At 59.0% G+C, this 15,890-nt stretch carries 11 protein-coding genes; 6 read left to right on the top strand and 5 right to left on the bottom strand.

From position 1 onward, the window contains the following. The first annotated feature begins 283 nt into the window (after positions 1-283). Positions 284-2,047, top strand: a complete 1,764-nt coding sequence (locus tag AC07VR_RS03590; RefSeq protein ID WP_495010478.1) for a cation:proton antiporter — start codon at positions 284-286, stop codon at positions 2,045-2,047. A gap of 45 nt (positions 2,048-2,092) precedes the next feature. Here AC07VR_RS03590 and AC07VR_RS03585 read toward each other — a convergent pair whose 3' ends face one another. The 4 genes from AC07VR_RS03585 to uvrD form a co-directional block, all read right to left on the bottom strand. Further along, positions 2,093-2,500, bottom strand: a complete 408-nt coding sequence (locus tag AC07VR_RS03585; protein WP_494990979.1) for an SMI1/KNR4 family protein — start codon at positions 2,498-2,500, stop codon at positions 2,093-2,095. Positions 2,501-2,639: 139 nt separating this feature from the next. Continuing rightward, complete coding sequence (locus tag AC07VR_RS03580) at positions 2,640-3,515, bottom strand: Tim44 domain-containing protein (RefSeq protein WP_495010477.1); 876 nt, start codon at positions 3,513-3,515, stop codon at positions 2,640-2,642. Between the two features lie 183 nt (positions 3,516-3,698). Further along, complete coding sequence (locus tag AC07VR_RS03575) at positions 3,699-4,139, bottom strand: EamA family transporter (RefSeq protein ID WP_494990977.1); 441 nt, start codon at positions 4,137-4,139, stop codon at positions 3,699-3,701. Between the two features lie 21 nt (positions 4,140-4,160). After that, positions 4,161-6,344, bottom strand: a complete 2,184-nt coding sequence (uvrD, locus tag AC07VR_RS03570; RefSeq protein WP_495010476.1) for a DNA helicase II — start codon at positions 6,342-6,344, stop codon at positions 4,161-4,163. Between the two features lie 244 nt (positions 6,345-6,588). Here uvrD and AC07VR_RS03565 point away from each other — a divergent pair, with 244 nt between their 5' ends. The 3 genes from AC07VR_RS03565 (at position 6,589) to AC07VR_RS03555 (ending at position 10,992) form a co-directional block, all read left to right on the top strand. Further along, positions 6,589-9,459 carry a putative bifunctional diguanylate cyclase/phosphodiesterase gene (locus AC07VR_RS03565; RefSeq protein ID WP_494990975.1) on the top strand — a complete coding sequence of 957 codons (2,871 nt, stop codon included), beginning with the start codon at positions 6,589-6,591 and terminating at the stop codon, positions 9,457-9,459. Positions 9,460-9,722: 263 nt separating this feature from the next. Next, on the top strand, positions 9,723-10,589 hold the full coding sequence (hexR, locus tag AC07VR_RS03560; RefSeq protein WP_494990974.1) for a transcriptional regulator HexR: 867 nt from the start codon (positions 9,723-9,725) through the stop codon (positions 10,587-10,589). Between the two features lie 190 nt (positions 10,590-10,779). Further along, positions 10,780-10,992: a PA3496 family putative envelope integrity protein gene (locus AC07VR_RS03555; protein ID WP_494990973.1), complete on the top strand. Its 213-nt coding sequence runs from the start codon at positions 10,780-10,782 to the stop codon at positions 10,990-10,992. On the opposite strand, the gene AC07VR_RS03550 is transcribed toward AC07VR_RS03555, so the two are convergent. After that, a complete protein-coding gene (locus AC07VR_RS03550) occupies positions 10,934-11,896 on the bottom strand; it encodes a LysR family transcriptional regulator (RefSeq protein ID WP_494990972.1) in 963 nt (320 codons plus the stop codon). The two genes, AC07VR_RS03555 and AC07VR_RS03550, sit on opposite strands and share 59 nt — an antisense overlap. 189 nt (positions 11,897-12,085) lie before the next feature. Here AC07VR_RS03550 and AC07VR_RS03545 point away from each other — a divergent pair, with 189 nt between their 5' ends. Both AC07VR_RS03545 and oadA read left to right on the top strand, forming a co-directional pair. Continuing rightward, positions 12,086-13,501, top strand: a complete 1,416-nt coding sequence (locus tag AC07VR_RS03545) for an acetyl-CoA carboxylase biotin carboxylase subunit (protein ID WP_494990971.1) — start codon at positions 12,086-12,088, stop codon at positions 13,499-13,501. Between the two features lie 9 nt (positions 13,502-13,510). Further along, entirely contained in the window at positions 13,511-15,319 is a 1,809-nt protein-coding gene (gene oadA, locus AC07VR_RS03540; protein WP_494990970.1) for a sodium-extruding oxaloacetate decarboxylase subunit alpha, read from the top strand. Positions 15,320-15,890 lie beyond the last annotated feature (571 nt).

The raw sequence follows: 15,890 nt of genomic DNA, 5'->3' as shown, positions 1-15,890 counted from the left end.
TTCTAGGCAGGGATTTTGGGAGCACCTCTGCGGGCGCCTGGTCAGTTTTTCAAAACCATCTTTAACGGGACGCCGAACCGGTGAAGGCCGTCACGCCCGGATCGATCTGTTTCCATATATTGCACCGCCTTTCTGCCGGAAGTCGCGGTGTTACCCTTCAAAAGCCTGTCCCGAGGGCATTTTCTACCTGAGATTCAGATTTGTAGTTCACTCAATCACGCCATTGTTGGCGTTCCGGTGATCGAACGACTGTGTCAGCACCTGACCCAAGGAGCTCCACGCCATGCACGCCATCAGTTTCATTCAGGACCTGGCAGTGATCATGTTGGTCGCGGGGGTGGTGACAATTCTTTTTCATCGGCTCAAACAGCCGGTGGTGCTCGGCTATATCGTCGCCGGCTTCATCATCGGGCCGCACACGCCACCTTTCGGTCTGATCCATGACGAGCAGACCATCAAGACCCTGGCAGAGCTCGGGGTGATTTTTCTGATGTTCTGTCTTGGGCTGGAGTTCAGCCTGCGTAAATTGTTCAGGGTAGGGGCTACGGCGTTTATCGCGGCATTCCTCGAAATCGTGCTAATGATCTGGATCGGTTACGAAATCGGCCGCTGGTTCGACTGGAATACCATGGACTCGATGTTCCTCGGCGCCATCCTGGCGATTTCCTCGACAACCATCATCGTCAAAGCCCTCAACGACCTGAAAATGAAAAACCAGCGCTTTGCGCAGCTGATCTTCGGTGTGTTGATCGTTGAAGACATTCTCGGGATTGGCATCATCGCGCTGCTTTCGAGTATTGCGGTCAGCGGCACCGTCAGCTCCGGAGAAGTGTTTTCCACGGTCGGCAAGCTCTCATTGTTCATGATTGTCGCCCTGGTGATCGGCATTTCACTGGTGCCACGGCTGCTGGCCTATGTGGCCACATTTGAAAGCGACGAGATGTTGCTGATCACCGTGTTGGGTCTGTGCTTTGGCTTCTGTCTGCTGGTGGTCAAGCTGGAATACAGCATGGTGCTGGGGGCATTTCTGATTGGCGCGATTATGGCCGAGTCGCGCCAATTACTGAAAATAGAGCGATTGATCGAGCCGGTTCGCGACATGTTCAGCGCCATCTTCTTTGTCGCCATCGGCTTGATGATCGACCCACAGATTCTGCTGCAATACGCTTGGCCGATTGCAGTGATCACTGTCGCTGTGGTGCTGGGCAAAATGTTGTCCTGTGGGCTGGGCGCCTTTATCGCGGGCAATGACGGACGCACCTCACTGCGGGTTGGCATGGGGCTTTCGCAGATCGGCGAATTTTCTTTCATCATTGCGGCCTTGGGTATGACCTTGCAGGTCACCAGCGATTTTCTCTATCCGGTGGCTGTGGCCGTGTCGGCTATCACCACTTTACTGACTCCCTACCTGATTCGTGCGGCCGACCCGTTGTCGCTAAAGCTGACAGCGGTGATGCCGCAGCGTCTGGCTCGTGTACTTGGGATGTACGGTGAATGGCTGCGCAGCATCCAGCCCCAAGGGCAGGGCGCGCTGTTGGCCAAAATGATTCGGCGGATCCTGTTACAGGTGGGGGTCAATCTGGCGCTGGTGATGGCGATCTTTTTCTCTGGCGGTTTTTTCGCCGGGCGTATTGGCGGTTATCTTCAAGGCTGGATCAGCGATCCAGGATGGCAGAAGGCGCTGATCTGGGGAGGGGCATTGCTGTTGTCGTTGCCGTTTTTGATCGCCGCTTATCGCAAACTCAAAGCGCTGTCGATGTTGCTGGCGGAGATGGGTGTGAAGGCTGACATGGCCGGTCGTCATACCCAGCGGGTGCGGCGGGTGATCGCCGAGGTGATACCGATTCTGTCGTTGCTGGTGATCTTCCTGCTGCTGGCGGCATTGTCGTCGAGCATTCTGCCGACCACCGAGCTGTTGATCCTGATTGCCGTCGTTGCGGCGGCTGTCGCAGCACTTCTGTGGCGCTGGTTTATCCGCGTGCATACGCGGATGCAGGTTGCCCTGTTGGAAACCCTGGATAACCACAACGATTCTGCCGAACATTGAGGCCCGCTCCAGTCTGGCGCTGGAAGCGGGCTCAAGCGGTCGGGATCAGCTTTCCAGCCAGACGTCCCGCGCCCAATGCCATACAGATTCCCAGGTTTCTTCGGTAACCAGTTCTTCTTCGGCGGACCACAGCACCACAGTGCCGTCTTCCTCGACGCAGTAATAGTCATCACCGTCCTGGCAGATCGGGATCAACTCCCGGGGAACACCGGCGTCCCAGGCGTTGGCCGCAACATCAGGCAGATAGGTATGGGACTGTGGATCCGTGACGGTTACCGGCTCCAGGCTGCCATAGACAACATCGCTGACGGTCAACAGGAATTCTTTGAAGACAAAGGGAATGTCGATGAACAGCTGTTCTTCGATCTCCACCAGTAGATCTTCATCTGGCAGTTCCAACGGGACCGGCACAGGTTCATTTTTTTCACGCAGTTCTTCAATGACTTCTTCCACGACCTCAATCCTCTTGCTCAATGGCGCGGTTTATATGGGGGCGGTTTATACAGTAGCTCGCTATAAGTGCAACTGCGAAATAGAAAACCCCAGCCGAGGCTGGGGTTTTGTTTCAACATACTCAACGCAGAGTATCGGATCAGCCGTTTTGGCGGATACCGGCCACCAGCCAAGGCTGGTTCTCGCCCTGCGGGCGTTCCATGTTCCAGCTTTCGCTGAACACTTCGCCCTGGTCGAAACGAGAGGTTTTCGACACGCCGCTGAAGGTCAGGGTGGCGACGGTCTTGTCGGCGCGATCATCCACGCCGTCCAGCTGAACATTGAGGTTGTCGATGTAGGTGGACTGGAAACCGTTGCCCAGATCAGCACGTTCGCGCTTGAGGAACTCCAGCAGTTGCGGGGTCACGAACTCGGCGATCTTGTCCATTTCGTTGGCGTCCCAGTGCTGCTGCAGGGACTGGAAGTGGTTGCGCGCGGCTTCAACGAAACGCTGTTCATTAAACCAGGCTGGTGCGTTGATCACCGGACGAGCGGCAGCAGGTGCTGCCGAACCACCGAAGATCGGCCCTTGAGCCGGTTTTTGCTCGAATACTTCACGCTGCATCGGTGCGTGGCCAGCTGGAGTCATGTGCTCTTGCTGCTTGCGGCGACGAGCGGCAATGAAGCGGAAGATCAGGAAGGCGATGACCGCCATGATCAGGATGTCGAAGATCTGCATGCCATGGAAGCCGCCGCCCATGAACATGGAGGCCAGCAGGCCACCGGCAGCGATGCCGGCCAGAGGGCCGAGCCAGCGCGAAGCTCCGCCGGCTTTGGCGGCAGCGCCTGCGGCACCGGCAGCCCCTGCAGTAGCAGCGGCAGAGCCAACGCCCGAAGAGGACGGGGCCATCTGGCTGGTCTGGTGGGTCGGCGCAGCGCCGACGCTTTTGCCGCCACCAAAACGCTTGGCGTTGGCGTCGAGGCTCATCGTCAGGCCGATGCACAACGCCATGGCGATGCTAAGAAAACGTTTCATAAAGGGAATTCCCATTTGTGGATGGCACGCGTGCCATGTTGCACAGGTGAAGTGTCACTGGCTAGCGGCAGAGTGTTTCGGGCTTTTGCCTGGTCGTCTGCCATGAAGCGCAGTCGGTGGCGTAGGGCCGGTAATGTTTGGGCTGTAGGCCTGATGGATAAGTTCTGTAGGAATGTCTTTTTTTTAGCGCCGTAAGGCCAACATTACTACACCGGAGGTGATCAGGCCGATTCCGCCCCATTGGCGCAGGTCGAGCTTTTCACCCAGCAGGATCACCCCGAGCACCGCCACCAGCACCACGCTGAGCTTGTCCACTGGCGCCACCAGCGACGCAGGCCCCAGCTTCAGTGCGCGGAAGTAGCAAATCCATGAGGCGCCTGTTGCAAGTCCGGACAGCAACAGAAACAGGTAGCTCTTCGCCGAGATCGATCCTAATGACTGATATTGGCCCGTGGCGTACAAAATCAAGGCCAGACTGACCAATACCACCATGGTGCGCAACAGGGTGGCAAAGTCAGAGTTGACGTTTTCAATGCCAATTTTGGCGAAGATCGCCGTCATGGCCGCGAACGCCGCCGAAAGCAGGGCCCAGAATGTCCAGGAAGAGAAAAAACCCGAGCCCATGTACTTCTACCTTCAATAAAGTCAGATTGCTTCCAGCTTGGCGTAACCCAGCATCAACCACTTGCTGCCTTCGCTGAAATTCACTTGCACCCGTGCCTGGGCGCCAGCGCCTTCGAAGTTGAGGATCACTCCTTCGCCGAACACCGAGTGTTGTACGTGCTGACCGAGACTGAACGCGGTTTCCGGGATCTCGGTGCCGCTGAACATACTGCTCGAACTTTGTTTCTGGCCGCTGCCGAACGGTCGGCTGACGCTATTGGACAGCCGCACTTCCTGAATCAGGCCTTTCGGTACCTCGCGTACGAAGCGTGAAACCTTGTTGTAAGTCTCGCTGCCATACAGGCGTCGGGTTTCGGCGTAGGTCATCACCAGATTCTGCATCGCCCGGGTGACGCCCACGTAGGCCAGGCGGCGTTCCTCTTCCAGGCGGCCAGGCTCTTCCAGGCTCATCTTGTGCGGGAAAAGACCTTCTTCCATGCCCACCAGGAACACATAAGGGAATTCCAGGCCCTTGGCGCTGTGCAGCGTCATCAACTGAATACTGTCTTCGTGTTCGTCGGCCTGGGTATCACCGGCTTCCAGCGACGCATGGCCAAGGAAGGCGGCCAGTGGCGACAGGTCGGCGTCCTCTTCGGCGTTCTCGAAGTTACGCGCGGCACTGACCAGTTCCTCAAGGTTTTCTACCCGAGCCTGGCCTTTCTCGCCCTTTTCCGCCTCGTGGTAGGCGATCAAACCCGACTGCTCGATGACCGTCTGGGTCATCAGGTGCAGTGGCATGTCCACGGTTTTGGCCGCAAGGTTCTCGATCAGCTCGACGAATACCCCAAGGGCACTGGCTGCACGACCGGTCAGGCCTTTATTGGCGACCAACAGGCGCATGGCTTCCCACATCGACACATCGCTGTGGCGTGCGTGCTCGCGAATCGCTTCGACGGTTTTCTCGCCGATGCCGCGGGCCGGAACGTTGATCACCCGTTCCAGGGCTGCATCGTTGCCACGACCTTCGAGCAAACGCAGGTAGGCCATGGCGTTCTTGATTTCGGCGCGTTCGAAGAAGCGTTGGCCGCCGTAGATCCGGTAAGGGATGCGTTCGCGCAGCAGCGCTTCTTCGAGTACCCGGGATTGGGCGTTGGAGCGATACAAAATGGCGATATCGCTGCGGGCCAGGCCAGTTTTCAGGGCGCTTTCGATGGTTTCCACGACGTAGCGCGCTTCATCGTGCTCGTTGAAGGCCGCGTACAGATTGATCGCTTCGCCTTCGCCGCCGTCGGTCCACAGCTCTTTGCCCAAACGGCCGGTGTTGTTGGCGATCAAGGCGTTGGCAGCCTTGAGGATCCCGGCGGTGGAGCGGTAGTTCTGTTCCAGACGAATGGTTTCAGCGTCCGGGAAGTCTTCGGAATACTGGTAGATGTTCTCGATCTTCGCGCCGCGCCAGCCATAGATCGATTGGTCGTCATCGCCAACTACCATCAAGCTGTCGCCACCCTTGGCCAGCAGCCGCAACCAGGCGTACTGCACAGCGTTGGTGTCCTGGAATTCGTCCACCAGTATATGGCGGAAGCGCTTTTGATAATGCGCGAGCAAGCCTGGGTGATCGCGCCACAGATCGAGGGCGCGCAGCAGCAGCTCGGAAAAGTCGATCACCCCGGCGCGCAGGCAGGCGGCCTCGTAGGCTTCATAGATGCTGCGCATGGTGGCCAGGAACAGATCGCCGCTGGCCTGTATATGTTGCGGGCGCAGACCTTCGTCCTTCTGCCCGTTGATGAACCACTGTGCCTGACGGGCCGGCCAGCGTTGTTCGTCCAGCCCCAGCTCGCGGATTACCCGCTTGACCAGGCGTTGCTGGTCATCGCTGTCGAGGATCTGGAAGGTCTGGCTCAAACCGGCTTCCTGCCAGTGCGCCCGCAACAGGCGGTGCGCCAGGCCGTGGAAGGTGCCGACCCACATACCGGCCGGGCTGATGCCCATCAACTGCTCGATGCGATGACGCATCTCGGCAGCGGCCTTGTTGGTGAAGGTCACCGACAGGATTGAGTGCGAGGAGGCCTGCTCGACCTGGATCAACCAGGCGATGCGGTGTACCAGCACACGGGTTTTACCGGAACCAGCACCGGCCAGGACCAACTGACGACCCACGGAGGCAGCTACAGCCTGGCGTTGGGCATCGTTGAGAGAGTTCAGCAGAAGGGAGAGATCATCGCGCATCGGAGCATTCTAGGGTGCTGGGCCACACCGGGCAAACCGAGCTTTGGTTTAACCGATAAAAAGAGACGGGGGACGACCGGTCAGTCATTCGCTGCAGGCGTTGGCGGGGCTCGCTTGAGCGGTCCGGGGAGGGAATCAGACGCAAATTGTTTGTCGATTTTATGATCTGGAGCAGTTTGGTCCGGGCGGTTGCTTGTGTATGCTCCTGCGACGTTTCGGGCTCACCATTATAAGAACATTGCCTATGACACTCAGCCCTGGCCTGCCGGGCCCCTCTGTGGAACCGCGGGTTATACGCAAGCACTACGCCATGGAGATGGCGGTCGAACGCACGCGTTTGCTTTATCAAGGCTCGCTGCTGCCCACGTTGTTCATGTTGCTCAATGGTCTGGTCTGCGTCTGGTTGCTCTGGAGCCCGCAGCGCTATTTGCTGGTCAGCATTTGGCTGGTCTGGCTGCTGACATTGGTGGCACTACGGGTCATTCAGGTAGCGGCCTTCGACTCCGCAATGCCGAGCCGCCAGGCGCAGCCGATCTGGCGGCGGATGTTCCTGCTTGGCTCCGGCATGAGCGGTTTGACCCTGGCTTGTGCCGGCATCGCCCTGGTGCCGACCGACAGTTTCCTGCAACAGGCCTGGGTCTTTGGCCTGATCGGTGCGGCGACGCTTTCGGCCAGCGTCGCCTATGCAGTCAGTCTGCCGGCATTCCTGTCCTTTACCTTGCCGTGTCTGTTGCCGGCGATTGGCTATTTATTCTGGGGTGGTGACGAACAGCAGCAAGGCTGGGGCTGGCTGGGGGTGATTCTGCTGGCCTCCTTGAGTGTCGTCGCCTGGCAGGTTAATCGGTTGATTCATCATGGTTTGCAGCGGCGCTTCCAGAACCAGGCGCTGATCGAGCATTTACAGCAAGCGCAAAGTCGCAGCGAACAGCTGAACCAGGAACTGGCCCGGGAAATCGACCAGCGTCGCAGTGCCGAAGAGCAACTGCGTGAGGCTCAGACCAGTCTGCAAAGCCGGGTTTCGCAACGCAGCCTGGAACTGGACGCGGCGAATCAGGCTTTGAGCAAAAGCGAAGCGCGTCTGGGGTTGGCCTTAAAGGCCAGTGAATTGGGGTTGTGGGACTGGAATCTGCAAACCGACGAGGTGCATCACACGCAGCTTAAAGAGCTGTTTGGCCTGGAGCCGGAGTACGTGACTGCGATGCTCAGCCATCTCAAGCCGCGTTTGCATCCACAGGATCTGCTGCCGCTCAAGCGCGCACTGGTCGAGCATTTGAAGGGCCGCACCGAGGATTATTCTATTGAGTACCGCGTGCGCCATGGCGACGGGCATTGGGTGTGGATCGAGGACCGCGGGCGGGCAGTGGAGCGAGGGGAAAACGGTCGAGTAATCCGTATGGTCGGTACCCGACGCGACATCAGCACCAGCAAAGAGCTGGAAGAGCAGCGTCGGCTGGCGGCCACGGTGTTCGAAGCGGCCAGCGAAGGTATCGTGATTCTCGATCCGAATTACGCGTTAATCGCGGTCAATCAGGCGTTCAGCCGGGTGACCGGTTACCAGATCGAGGACATGCTCGGGCGTAACGTCGTCGAGTTGCCTGGCAGTCGTGACGCGCGCCGGTACTACCCGGTGATCCATCAGGCTCTGGAGCAACACGGCAGTTGGCAGGGGGAGTTGGTCGAGGCGCGCAAGAACGGCGAGCTGTATCCGCAATGGCTCCAGCTCAACGTCGTGCGCGATGTTCGAGGAAATGTTAGCCATATCGTCGGCTTTTTCACCGATCTCTCCGCCCGACGCGAATCCGAAGAGCGCATGCGCTATTTGACCCATTACGACGAACTGACCGGTTTGGCCAATCGCTCACTGTTCCGCGAGCGGCTGCACGACGCCCATCAGCGGGTGCGCCAGGGTGGCCGAAGCCTGGCGTTGCTGCATATCAATCTTGATCGCTTCAAGTTGCTCAATGACAGCCTAGGCCATGAAATCGCCGACCAGTTGTTGCAGAAAATGGCACGCCGACTGGTCAATGCGCTACCGGAGGCCGACACCATCGCGCGTTTATCCGGCGATGAATTTGCGGTGCTGTTCGACGCTTATGGCAACTTGTCCAGCCTGGCCCGGGTAGCGACCCGGCTAGCGACCAAGCTGCGGTTGCCGCTGACGGTGGAAGGGCATGAGCTGGTGGTCAGTGCCTCGATGGGTATCAGCATGTTGCCGGACAATGCACGGGACATTTCGACGTTGGTCAGTCAGTCGAATATGGCCATGCAACATGCCAAACATTTGGGCGGCAACAATTTCCAGTTCTACACCGAAAGTCTGCAAGCCAGCACTCTGGAACGCCTGCAACTGGAAAACCAGCTGCGCAAGGCAATCGAAGAGCAGCAGTTGATGGTGTTCTACCAACCGAAGCTGTGTCTGGCGACGGGCCGCTTGAATGCCGCTGAAGCCCTTGTTCGCTGGGATCACCCGACCATGGGGCGGGTGCCGCCAGGCGACTTTATCGGGCTTGCCGAAGAAACCGGGCTGATCGGTCCGATCGGCGAGTTCGTGTTGCGTCAGGCCTGCTGGCAAGCCTGCGAATGGCAACGTCAGGGGCTGGAGCCGATCCGGGTCTCGGTCAATCTGTCGGTGCATCAATTGCGTCAGGGCAAGCTGGTCAGCCTGGTTCGCCAGGTGCTTGAGGAAACCGGTCTGGCGCCGCACTACCTGGAGCTCGAACTGACCGAAAGCCAACTGCTGGACAGCGTCGAGCACATCATCGCAACCTTCCAGCAACTGCGTGATCTGGGAGTGAAACTGGCGATTGACGACTTCGGTACCGGGTATTCGTCGTTGAGTTACCTCAAGCGCATTCCGGTGGACTACGTGAAGATCGATCAAGCGTTTATTCGCGGTTTGGCCGAGGGTAGTGGAGACGCGGCGATCACCCGGGCAATCATCGCCATGGCCCATGGGCTGTCACTCAAAGTGGTGGCTGAAGGGGTCGAGCGTCCGGAGCAGCTTGAGTTTCTCAAGGCTGAGGGCTGTGATGAAGTGCAGGGGTATCTGATTAGCCGGCCGGTGGAAGCCGCAGGGTTGGCGGATTTATTGCGCGCGGATGAGCGCTTTTTGTAGCCGCTGCTGAAGGCTGCGTTCGGCTGCGAAGCGGCCGTAGATTGGATGAATGCAGCTTTCAGGAAAATTGCGGTCGTAAATTTTACGACCGCTTCGCGGCCGAACGCAGGCTGCGCCAGCTGCTACATAGCGCGCGGCCGGCCAAAATAGGGGGCGGCAAGGCGATTCAGTTACGCATTGAGCGGGCAAAAAGCGCATTCATGTAGTATAACTACAAAATGGCTACATCCCTGGCGTCTGCCAATAACAACGAGTCCAGCCCTTTGAATCTGTTGCAACACATCGCCCAGTCACGCCACCTGTTACGCAAGTCGGAGCTCAAGGTCGCCGATCATGTGCTGCTTGACCCCGCGGCTGTGATGCACAGTTCCATGGCCGATCTTGCCCACAGCGTTGGCATCAGCGAGCCGACCATCGTGCGCTTCTGCCGTGCCATCGGCTGTTCGGGCTTCCAGGACTTGAAGCTGAAACTGGCGCAAAGCCTGGCGGCAGGTGCGAGCTTCGGGCAGTTCGCGATCCATGAAGACGACTCGGTTGCCGACTACAGTCTGAAGATTTTCGACACTACCCTGCATACGCTGATGGAAGTGCGCGAGAAGCTCGACCCGGCGGCCTTGCAGCGTGCGGTCACCGCCATGTCCCAGGCCCAGCGCGTCGAATTCTACGGCTTTGGTGCATCTGGCGCGGTGGCGGCGGATGCTCAGCACAAATTCTTCCGCTTGCTGCTGACCGCCGCAGCCTATTCCGACCCGCACATGCAGGCGATGTCGGCGGTGACGCTGAAACCTACCGACGTGGCGATCTGTATTTCCCAGTCCGGGCGCTCCAAAGACCTGTTGATCACCGCCAACCTGGTCCGCGAAAGCGGCGCGACGCTGATCACCTTGTGCCCGAGCCAGACGCCGTTGGCCGAGCTGTCGACTGTCAACCTGGCGATCGACGTGCATGAAGACACCGAAATCTACACGCCGCTGACTTCGCGTATTGCTCACCTTGTGGTGATCGACGTGTTGGCGATGGGCGTAGCCATGGCCCGTGGCCCAAGCCTGGTCAACCACCTCAAAAGCGTCAAACGCAGCCTGCGCAGCTTGCGTCTGTCGCCCAAGTCGGTCAAAGCGCTGGACGATTGATTGCTGGAAGGTCGTTCCGACCTTATCGCGGGCAAGCCTCGCTCCTACAAGAGCGCCACAAATCCCTGTAAGGGTGAGGCTTGCACTATCGCCGCCCGGTAACTTTCACATCCTTGTAATCCCCGCGCAGCCAAATCGTCATCCCTGACGTCCATCGTGTAACTCCCGTACTCGTCTTGGGAGACTCGAAATGGCCCAGCACTACGAAGAACGCAACAGCGCCGTCAAAACCCGCCGTCAGCAGGAAGATCAGCGCCGCATGGCATTCCGTCGCGCGATTGAGCACCGTTGTGAGCAGCGTCAGTTGCTCGCCGAGATTGGTGACTTTCCCGACTCGGCGGAGCTCAATTACTGGCAGGCAGCGCCGGCAACTTCCCGTCGAAACGCTCAACCAGCCCGCTGATCTGCACCCGTTCGCTGCGGATAAACCCCAGGAACGCATGCGCCACCGGTGACAGGCGCTTGGCTTTGGCCTGTACCACGCACCAACTGCGGTACAGTGGTAACTCCTCCACCGGCAACTCTTTGAGCGTGCCGGTTGCCAACTCAAGGTTCAGGGCGTGGCGCGTCAACAGTGCTACGCCCAAACCTGCCACCACACACTCGCGCTGAGCTTCCGCCGAAGCGACCTCCAGGGTTTGTGTGAAGTGCACACGCTTCTCCTTGAAATACTCCTCACACGCCAGTCGTGTGCCCGAGCCTTGCTCGCGCAGCAGCAGCGTATAGGGTTCGAGATCCTGCAAACGCAGCGGCCCCATGTGGCATAGCGGATGGTCCGGCGGCGCCACGGCGATGATCGGGTTGTTGAGGAACGGCAGGAACTCCAGGCCCATGTCCTGCGGGACCATGGACATGATCACCAGGTCGTCGCGGTTATCCGAGAGGCGCCGAATGGCCTGCGCGCGGTTGATCACGGTCAGCTGCAGGTTGACCTCTGGATGCTGGCGCTTGAAGGCGGCGAACAGGTGCGGCACGAAGTACTTGGCGCTGGATTCCACAGCCAGTTTCAGTTGCCCCTGCAGTGAGCCCTGCATGTCCGAGAGCTGCATGTCGAGGTTTTCCAGGCGCCCGAAAATATCCCGGCTGGCCCGTTGCAGGGCTTCAGCGGCCTCGGTCATGTAGAGTTTTTTGCCTACATAATCGAACAATGGCTGACCAATCAGCTCTTCCAGCTGACGAATTTGCAGGCTGACGGCCGGCTGTGTGAGAGACATTTCCTCAGCTGCACGGCTGTAGGACCGTAGATCGCAGACTTCATTGAAAATCTGAAGCTGGCGCAATGTCATACGCATCAAGGACTTACGCATTTTTAGAAACTCTGGCCGCAGGCTTGTCCGTCAACTATAAGTCTTTGCTTATGAGCGGCCCAATTATTATTGATTTTTGTTAATTCCTTGAGCGGGATAGTGTGGCTATGCGACTGAACTGAAACATTTAGTCACGCGCCGACCTGGTTTAGCAGGTCGTCAGTGCCATCGGCTCAAGGGAACCTCCAAGTGATAAAAAAAATCCTGATCGCCAACCGTGGGGAAATTGCCGTACGAATCGTGCGTGCGTGCGCCGAGATGGGCATTCGCTCGGTCGCGATCTATTCTGACGCCGATCGCCATGCATTGCATGTGAAGCGCGCGGATGAAGCCCACAGCGTTGGTGCCGAACCCCTGGCCGGTTACCTGAATCCGCGCAAGCTGGTGAACCTGGCAGTGGAAACCGGTTGCGATGCATTGCACCCAGGTTACGGTTTCCTGTCGGAAAACGCTGAACTGGCAGAAATCTGCGCCGAGCGCGGTATCAAATTCATTGGTCCGTCGGCAGAAGTGATTCGCCGCATGGGCGACAAGACTGAAGCGCGCCGCAGCATGATCAAGGCCGGCGTGCCAGTGACCCCGGGCACCGAAGGCAACGTCGCGGACATCGCCGAAGCGCTGGTCGAAGGCGACCGCATCGGTTACCCGGTGATGCTCAAGGCCACCTCCGGTGGCGGCGGCCGCGGTATTCGTCGCTGCAACAGCCGCGAAGAGCTGGAGCAAGCTTTCCCGCGGGTGATTTCCGAAGCGACCAAGGCGTTTGGTTCGGCGGAAGTCTTCCTGGAAAAATGCATCGTCAATCCAAAGCACATCGAAGCGCAGATCCTCGGCGACAGCTTTGGCAACGTGGTTCACCTGTTCGAACGTGATTGCTCGATCCAGCGCCGCAACCAGAAACTGATCGAGATCGCCCCAAGCCCGCAACTGACCCCTGAACAGCGCGCCTACATCGGCGACCTGTCGGTGCGCGCAGCCAAGGCTGTGGGCTACGAGAACGCCGGTACCGTGGAGTTCCTGCTCGCCGAGGGCGAGGTGTACTTCATGGAGATGAACACCCGGGTCCAGGTAGAGCACACCATTACCGAAGAAATCACCGGCATCGACATTGTTCGCGAACAGATTCGCATCGCTTCCGGTCTGCCGCTTTCGGTGAAACAGGAAGACATCCAGCACCGCGGTTTTGCGCTGCAGTTCCGGATCAACGCCGAAGACCCGAAAAACAACTTCCTGCCGAGTTTCGGCAAGATCACTCGTTACTACGCACCCGGCGGTCCCGGCGTGCGCACGGATACGGCGATCTACACCGGTTACACCATCCCGCCGTTCTACGATTCCATGTGCCTGAAACTGGTGGTGTGGGCGTTGACCTGGGAAGAGGCGATGGACCGTGGTTTGCGCGCCCTCGACGACATGCGTCTGCAAGGGGTCAAGACCACCGCCGCCTACTACCAGGAAATCCTGCGTAACCCGGAATTCCGTAGCGGTCAGTTCAACACCAGCTTCGTTGAAAGCCACCCTGAGCTGACCAACTACTCGATCAAGCGCAAACCCGAAGAGCTGGCCCTGGCCATCGCCGCCGCCATCGCCGCCCACGCAGGCCTGTGAGGAATAATCATGACCAAGAAAATTCACGTTACCGACACGATCCTGCGCGACGCCCACCAATCGCTGCTGGCGACCCGCATGCGCACCGAAGACATGCTGCCGATCTGCGACAAGCTCGACAAAGTCGGCTACTGGTCGCTGGAAGTCTGGGGCGGCGCGACTTTCGACGCCTGCGTGCGCTTCCTGAAAGAAGACCCGTGGGAGCGCCTGCGCAAACTGCGTGCGGCCTTGCCTAACACCCGTCTGCAAATGCTTCTGCGTGGTCAGAACCTGCTGGGCTACCGCCACTACAGCGACGACGTGGTCAAAGCCTTCGTCGCCAAGGCCGCGGTCAATGGCATCGACGTGTTCCGCATCTTCGACGCCATGAACGACGTGCGTAACCTGCGCGTTGCCATCGAAGCGGTGAAAGCTGCCGGCAAACACGCCCAGGGCACCATCGCCTACACCACCAGCCCGGTGCACACCATCGAGGCCTTCGTGGCGCAAGCCAAGCAAATGGAAGCCATGGGTTGCGACTCTGTTGCGATCAAGGACATGGCCGGCCTGCTGACCCCGTACGCCACTGGCGAACTGGTCAAGGCGCTGAAAGCCGAGCAATCGCTGCCTGTGTTCGTCCACTCCCATGACACCGCCGGTTTGGCTGCGATGTGCCAACTCAAGGCCATCGAAAACGGTGCCGACCATATCGACACTGCGATCTCCAGTTTCGCCTGGGGCACCAGCCATCCGGGTACCGAGTCGATGGTCGCCGCCCTTAAAGGCAGCGAATTCGACACCGGCCTGAGCCTGGAGCTTTTGCAGGAAATCGGTCTGTATTTCTACGCCGTGCGTAAGAAATATCACCAGTTCGAAAGCGAATTCACCGCCGTCGACACCCGCGTGCAAGTCAACCAGGTACCGGGCGGGATGATTTCCAACCTGGCCAACCAGTTGAAAGAGCAGGGCGCGCTGAACCGCATGAGCGAAGTGCTGGCGGAGATCCCGCGGGTTCGTGAGGACCTCGGCTTCCCGCCGCTGGTAACCCCGACCTCGCAGATTGTCGGCACTCAGGCGTTCTTCAACGTGCTGGCTGGCGAGCGTTACAAAACCATTACCAACGAAGTGAAGCTCTACCTGCAAGGCGGCTACGGCAAGGCGCCGGGTACCGTGAACGAGAAACTGCGTCGTCAGGCCATCGGCAGCGAAGAGGTGATCGACGTGCGTCCGGCCGATTTGCTCAAGCCGGAAATGACCAAGCTACGTGGCGACATCGGCGCGTTGGCCAAGTCCGAAGAAGACGTACTGACCTACGCCATGTTCCCGGACATCGGTCGTAAGTTCCTCGAAGAGCGCGAAGCCGGCACCCTGACCCCGGAAGTGCTGCTGCCGATCCCGGAAGCCGGCGGCGTGAGGTCGGCCGGTGGCGAAGGCGTACCGACCGAGTTCGTCATCGACGTCCACGGCGAAACCTACCGCGTCGACATCACCGGTGTGGGCGTCAAGGCTGAAGGCAAGCGTCACTTCTACCTGTCCATCGACGGCATGCCGGAAGAAGTGGTGTTCGAACCGCTCAATGAATTCGTCAGCGGCGGTAGCAGCAAGCGCAAGCAGGCCTCCGCGCCGGGCCACGTCAGCACCACCATGCCGGGCAACATCGTCGATGTGCTGGTCAAGGAAGGCGACACCGTGAAAGCCGGCCAGGCGGTGCTGATCACCGAAGCGATGAAGATGGAAACCGAAGTTCAATCGGCCATCGCCGGCAAAGTCACCGCTATCCATGTGGCCAAGGGCGACCGGGTCAACCCTGGCGAAATCCTGATCGAGATCGAGGGCTGATTGACAGCCTTTGACTGAAACGCTTTAAACCTCGGGGGGGCATGTGCTCCCCTTTTTTTTCGTCTGTCCGAAACACCGTCCTGGCGGGTTGCCCAGATGCCCTGTAGGAGCCGAGCTTGCTCGCGATGACGGCCTGACAGCCGGCCGATCTCCTTCGGATGTACACAGAGATAAATTGTAGGAGCCGAGCTTGCTCGCGATGACGGCCTGACAGCCGGCCGATCTCCTGCGGATGTACTCAGAGATAAATTGTAGGAGCTGAGCTTGCTCGCGATGGCGGCCTGACAGCCGACCAATCTCTTGCAGGTGTACATATCCATTTCTGCGGTAACGGCAACTTAGGGTTCCGCTCTTACAGCGGGTCCCTTTTGGCAAACGCCCCAAAAGGAACCAAAAAGTCTTGCCCCGAGCGTTCGGCCCCTCGCTGGGGCTCGGTGTTCCCTCGCTACGGTGTCCATCAGGGGGCATCGCCCTCCGGTCTGCTTCGCTACGACCTCCATGCGATGTCCTCGGCTTCGCCGAGGGGCGCTGCGCGCCAGTCCCCTGATGAACACCTTCACTCGGCCTTCCG

The organism is Pseudomonas sp. GW821-FHT02H09, from assembly GCF_059421425.1.
Note: the sequence above shows the minus strand (reverse complement) of the source record. Positions and strands in the feature narration are given on the sequence as shown.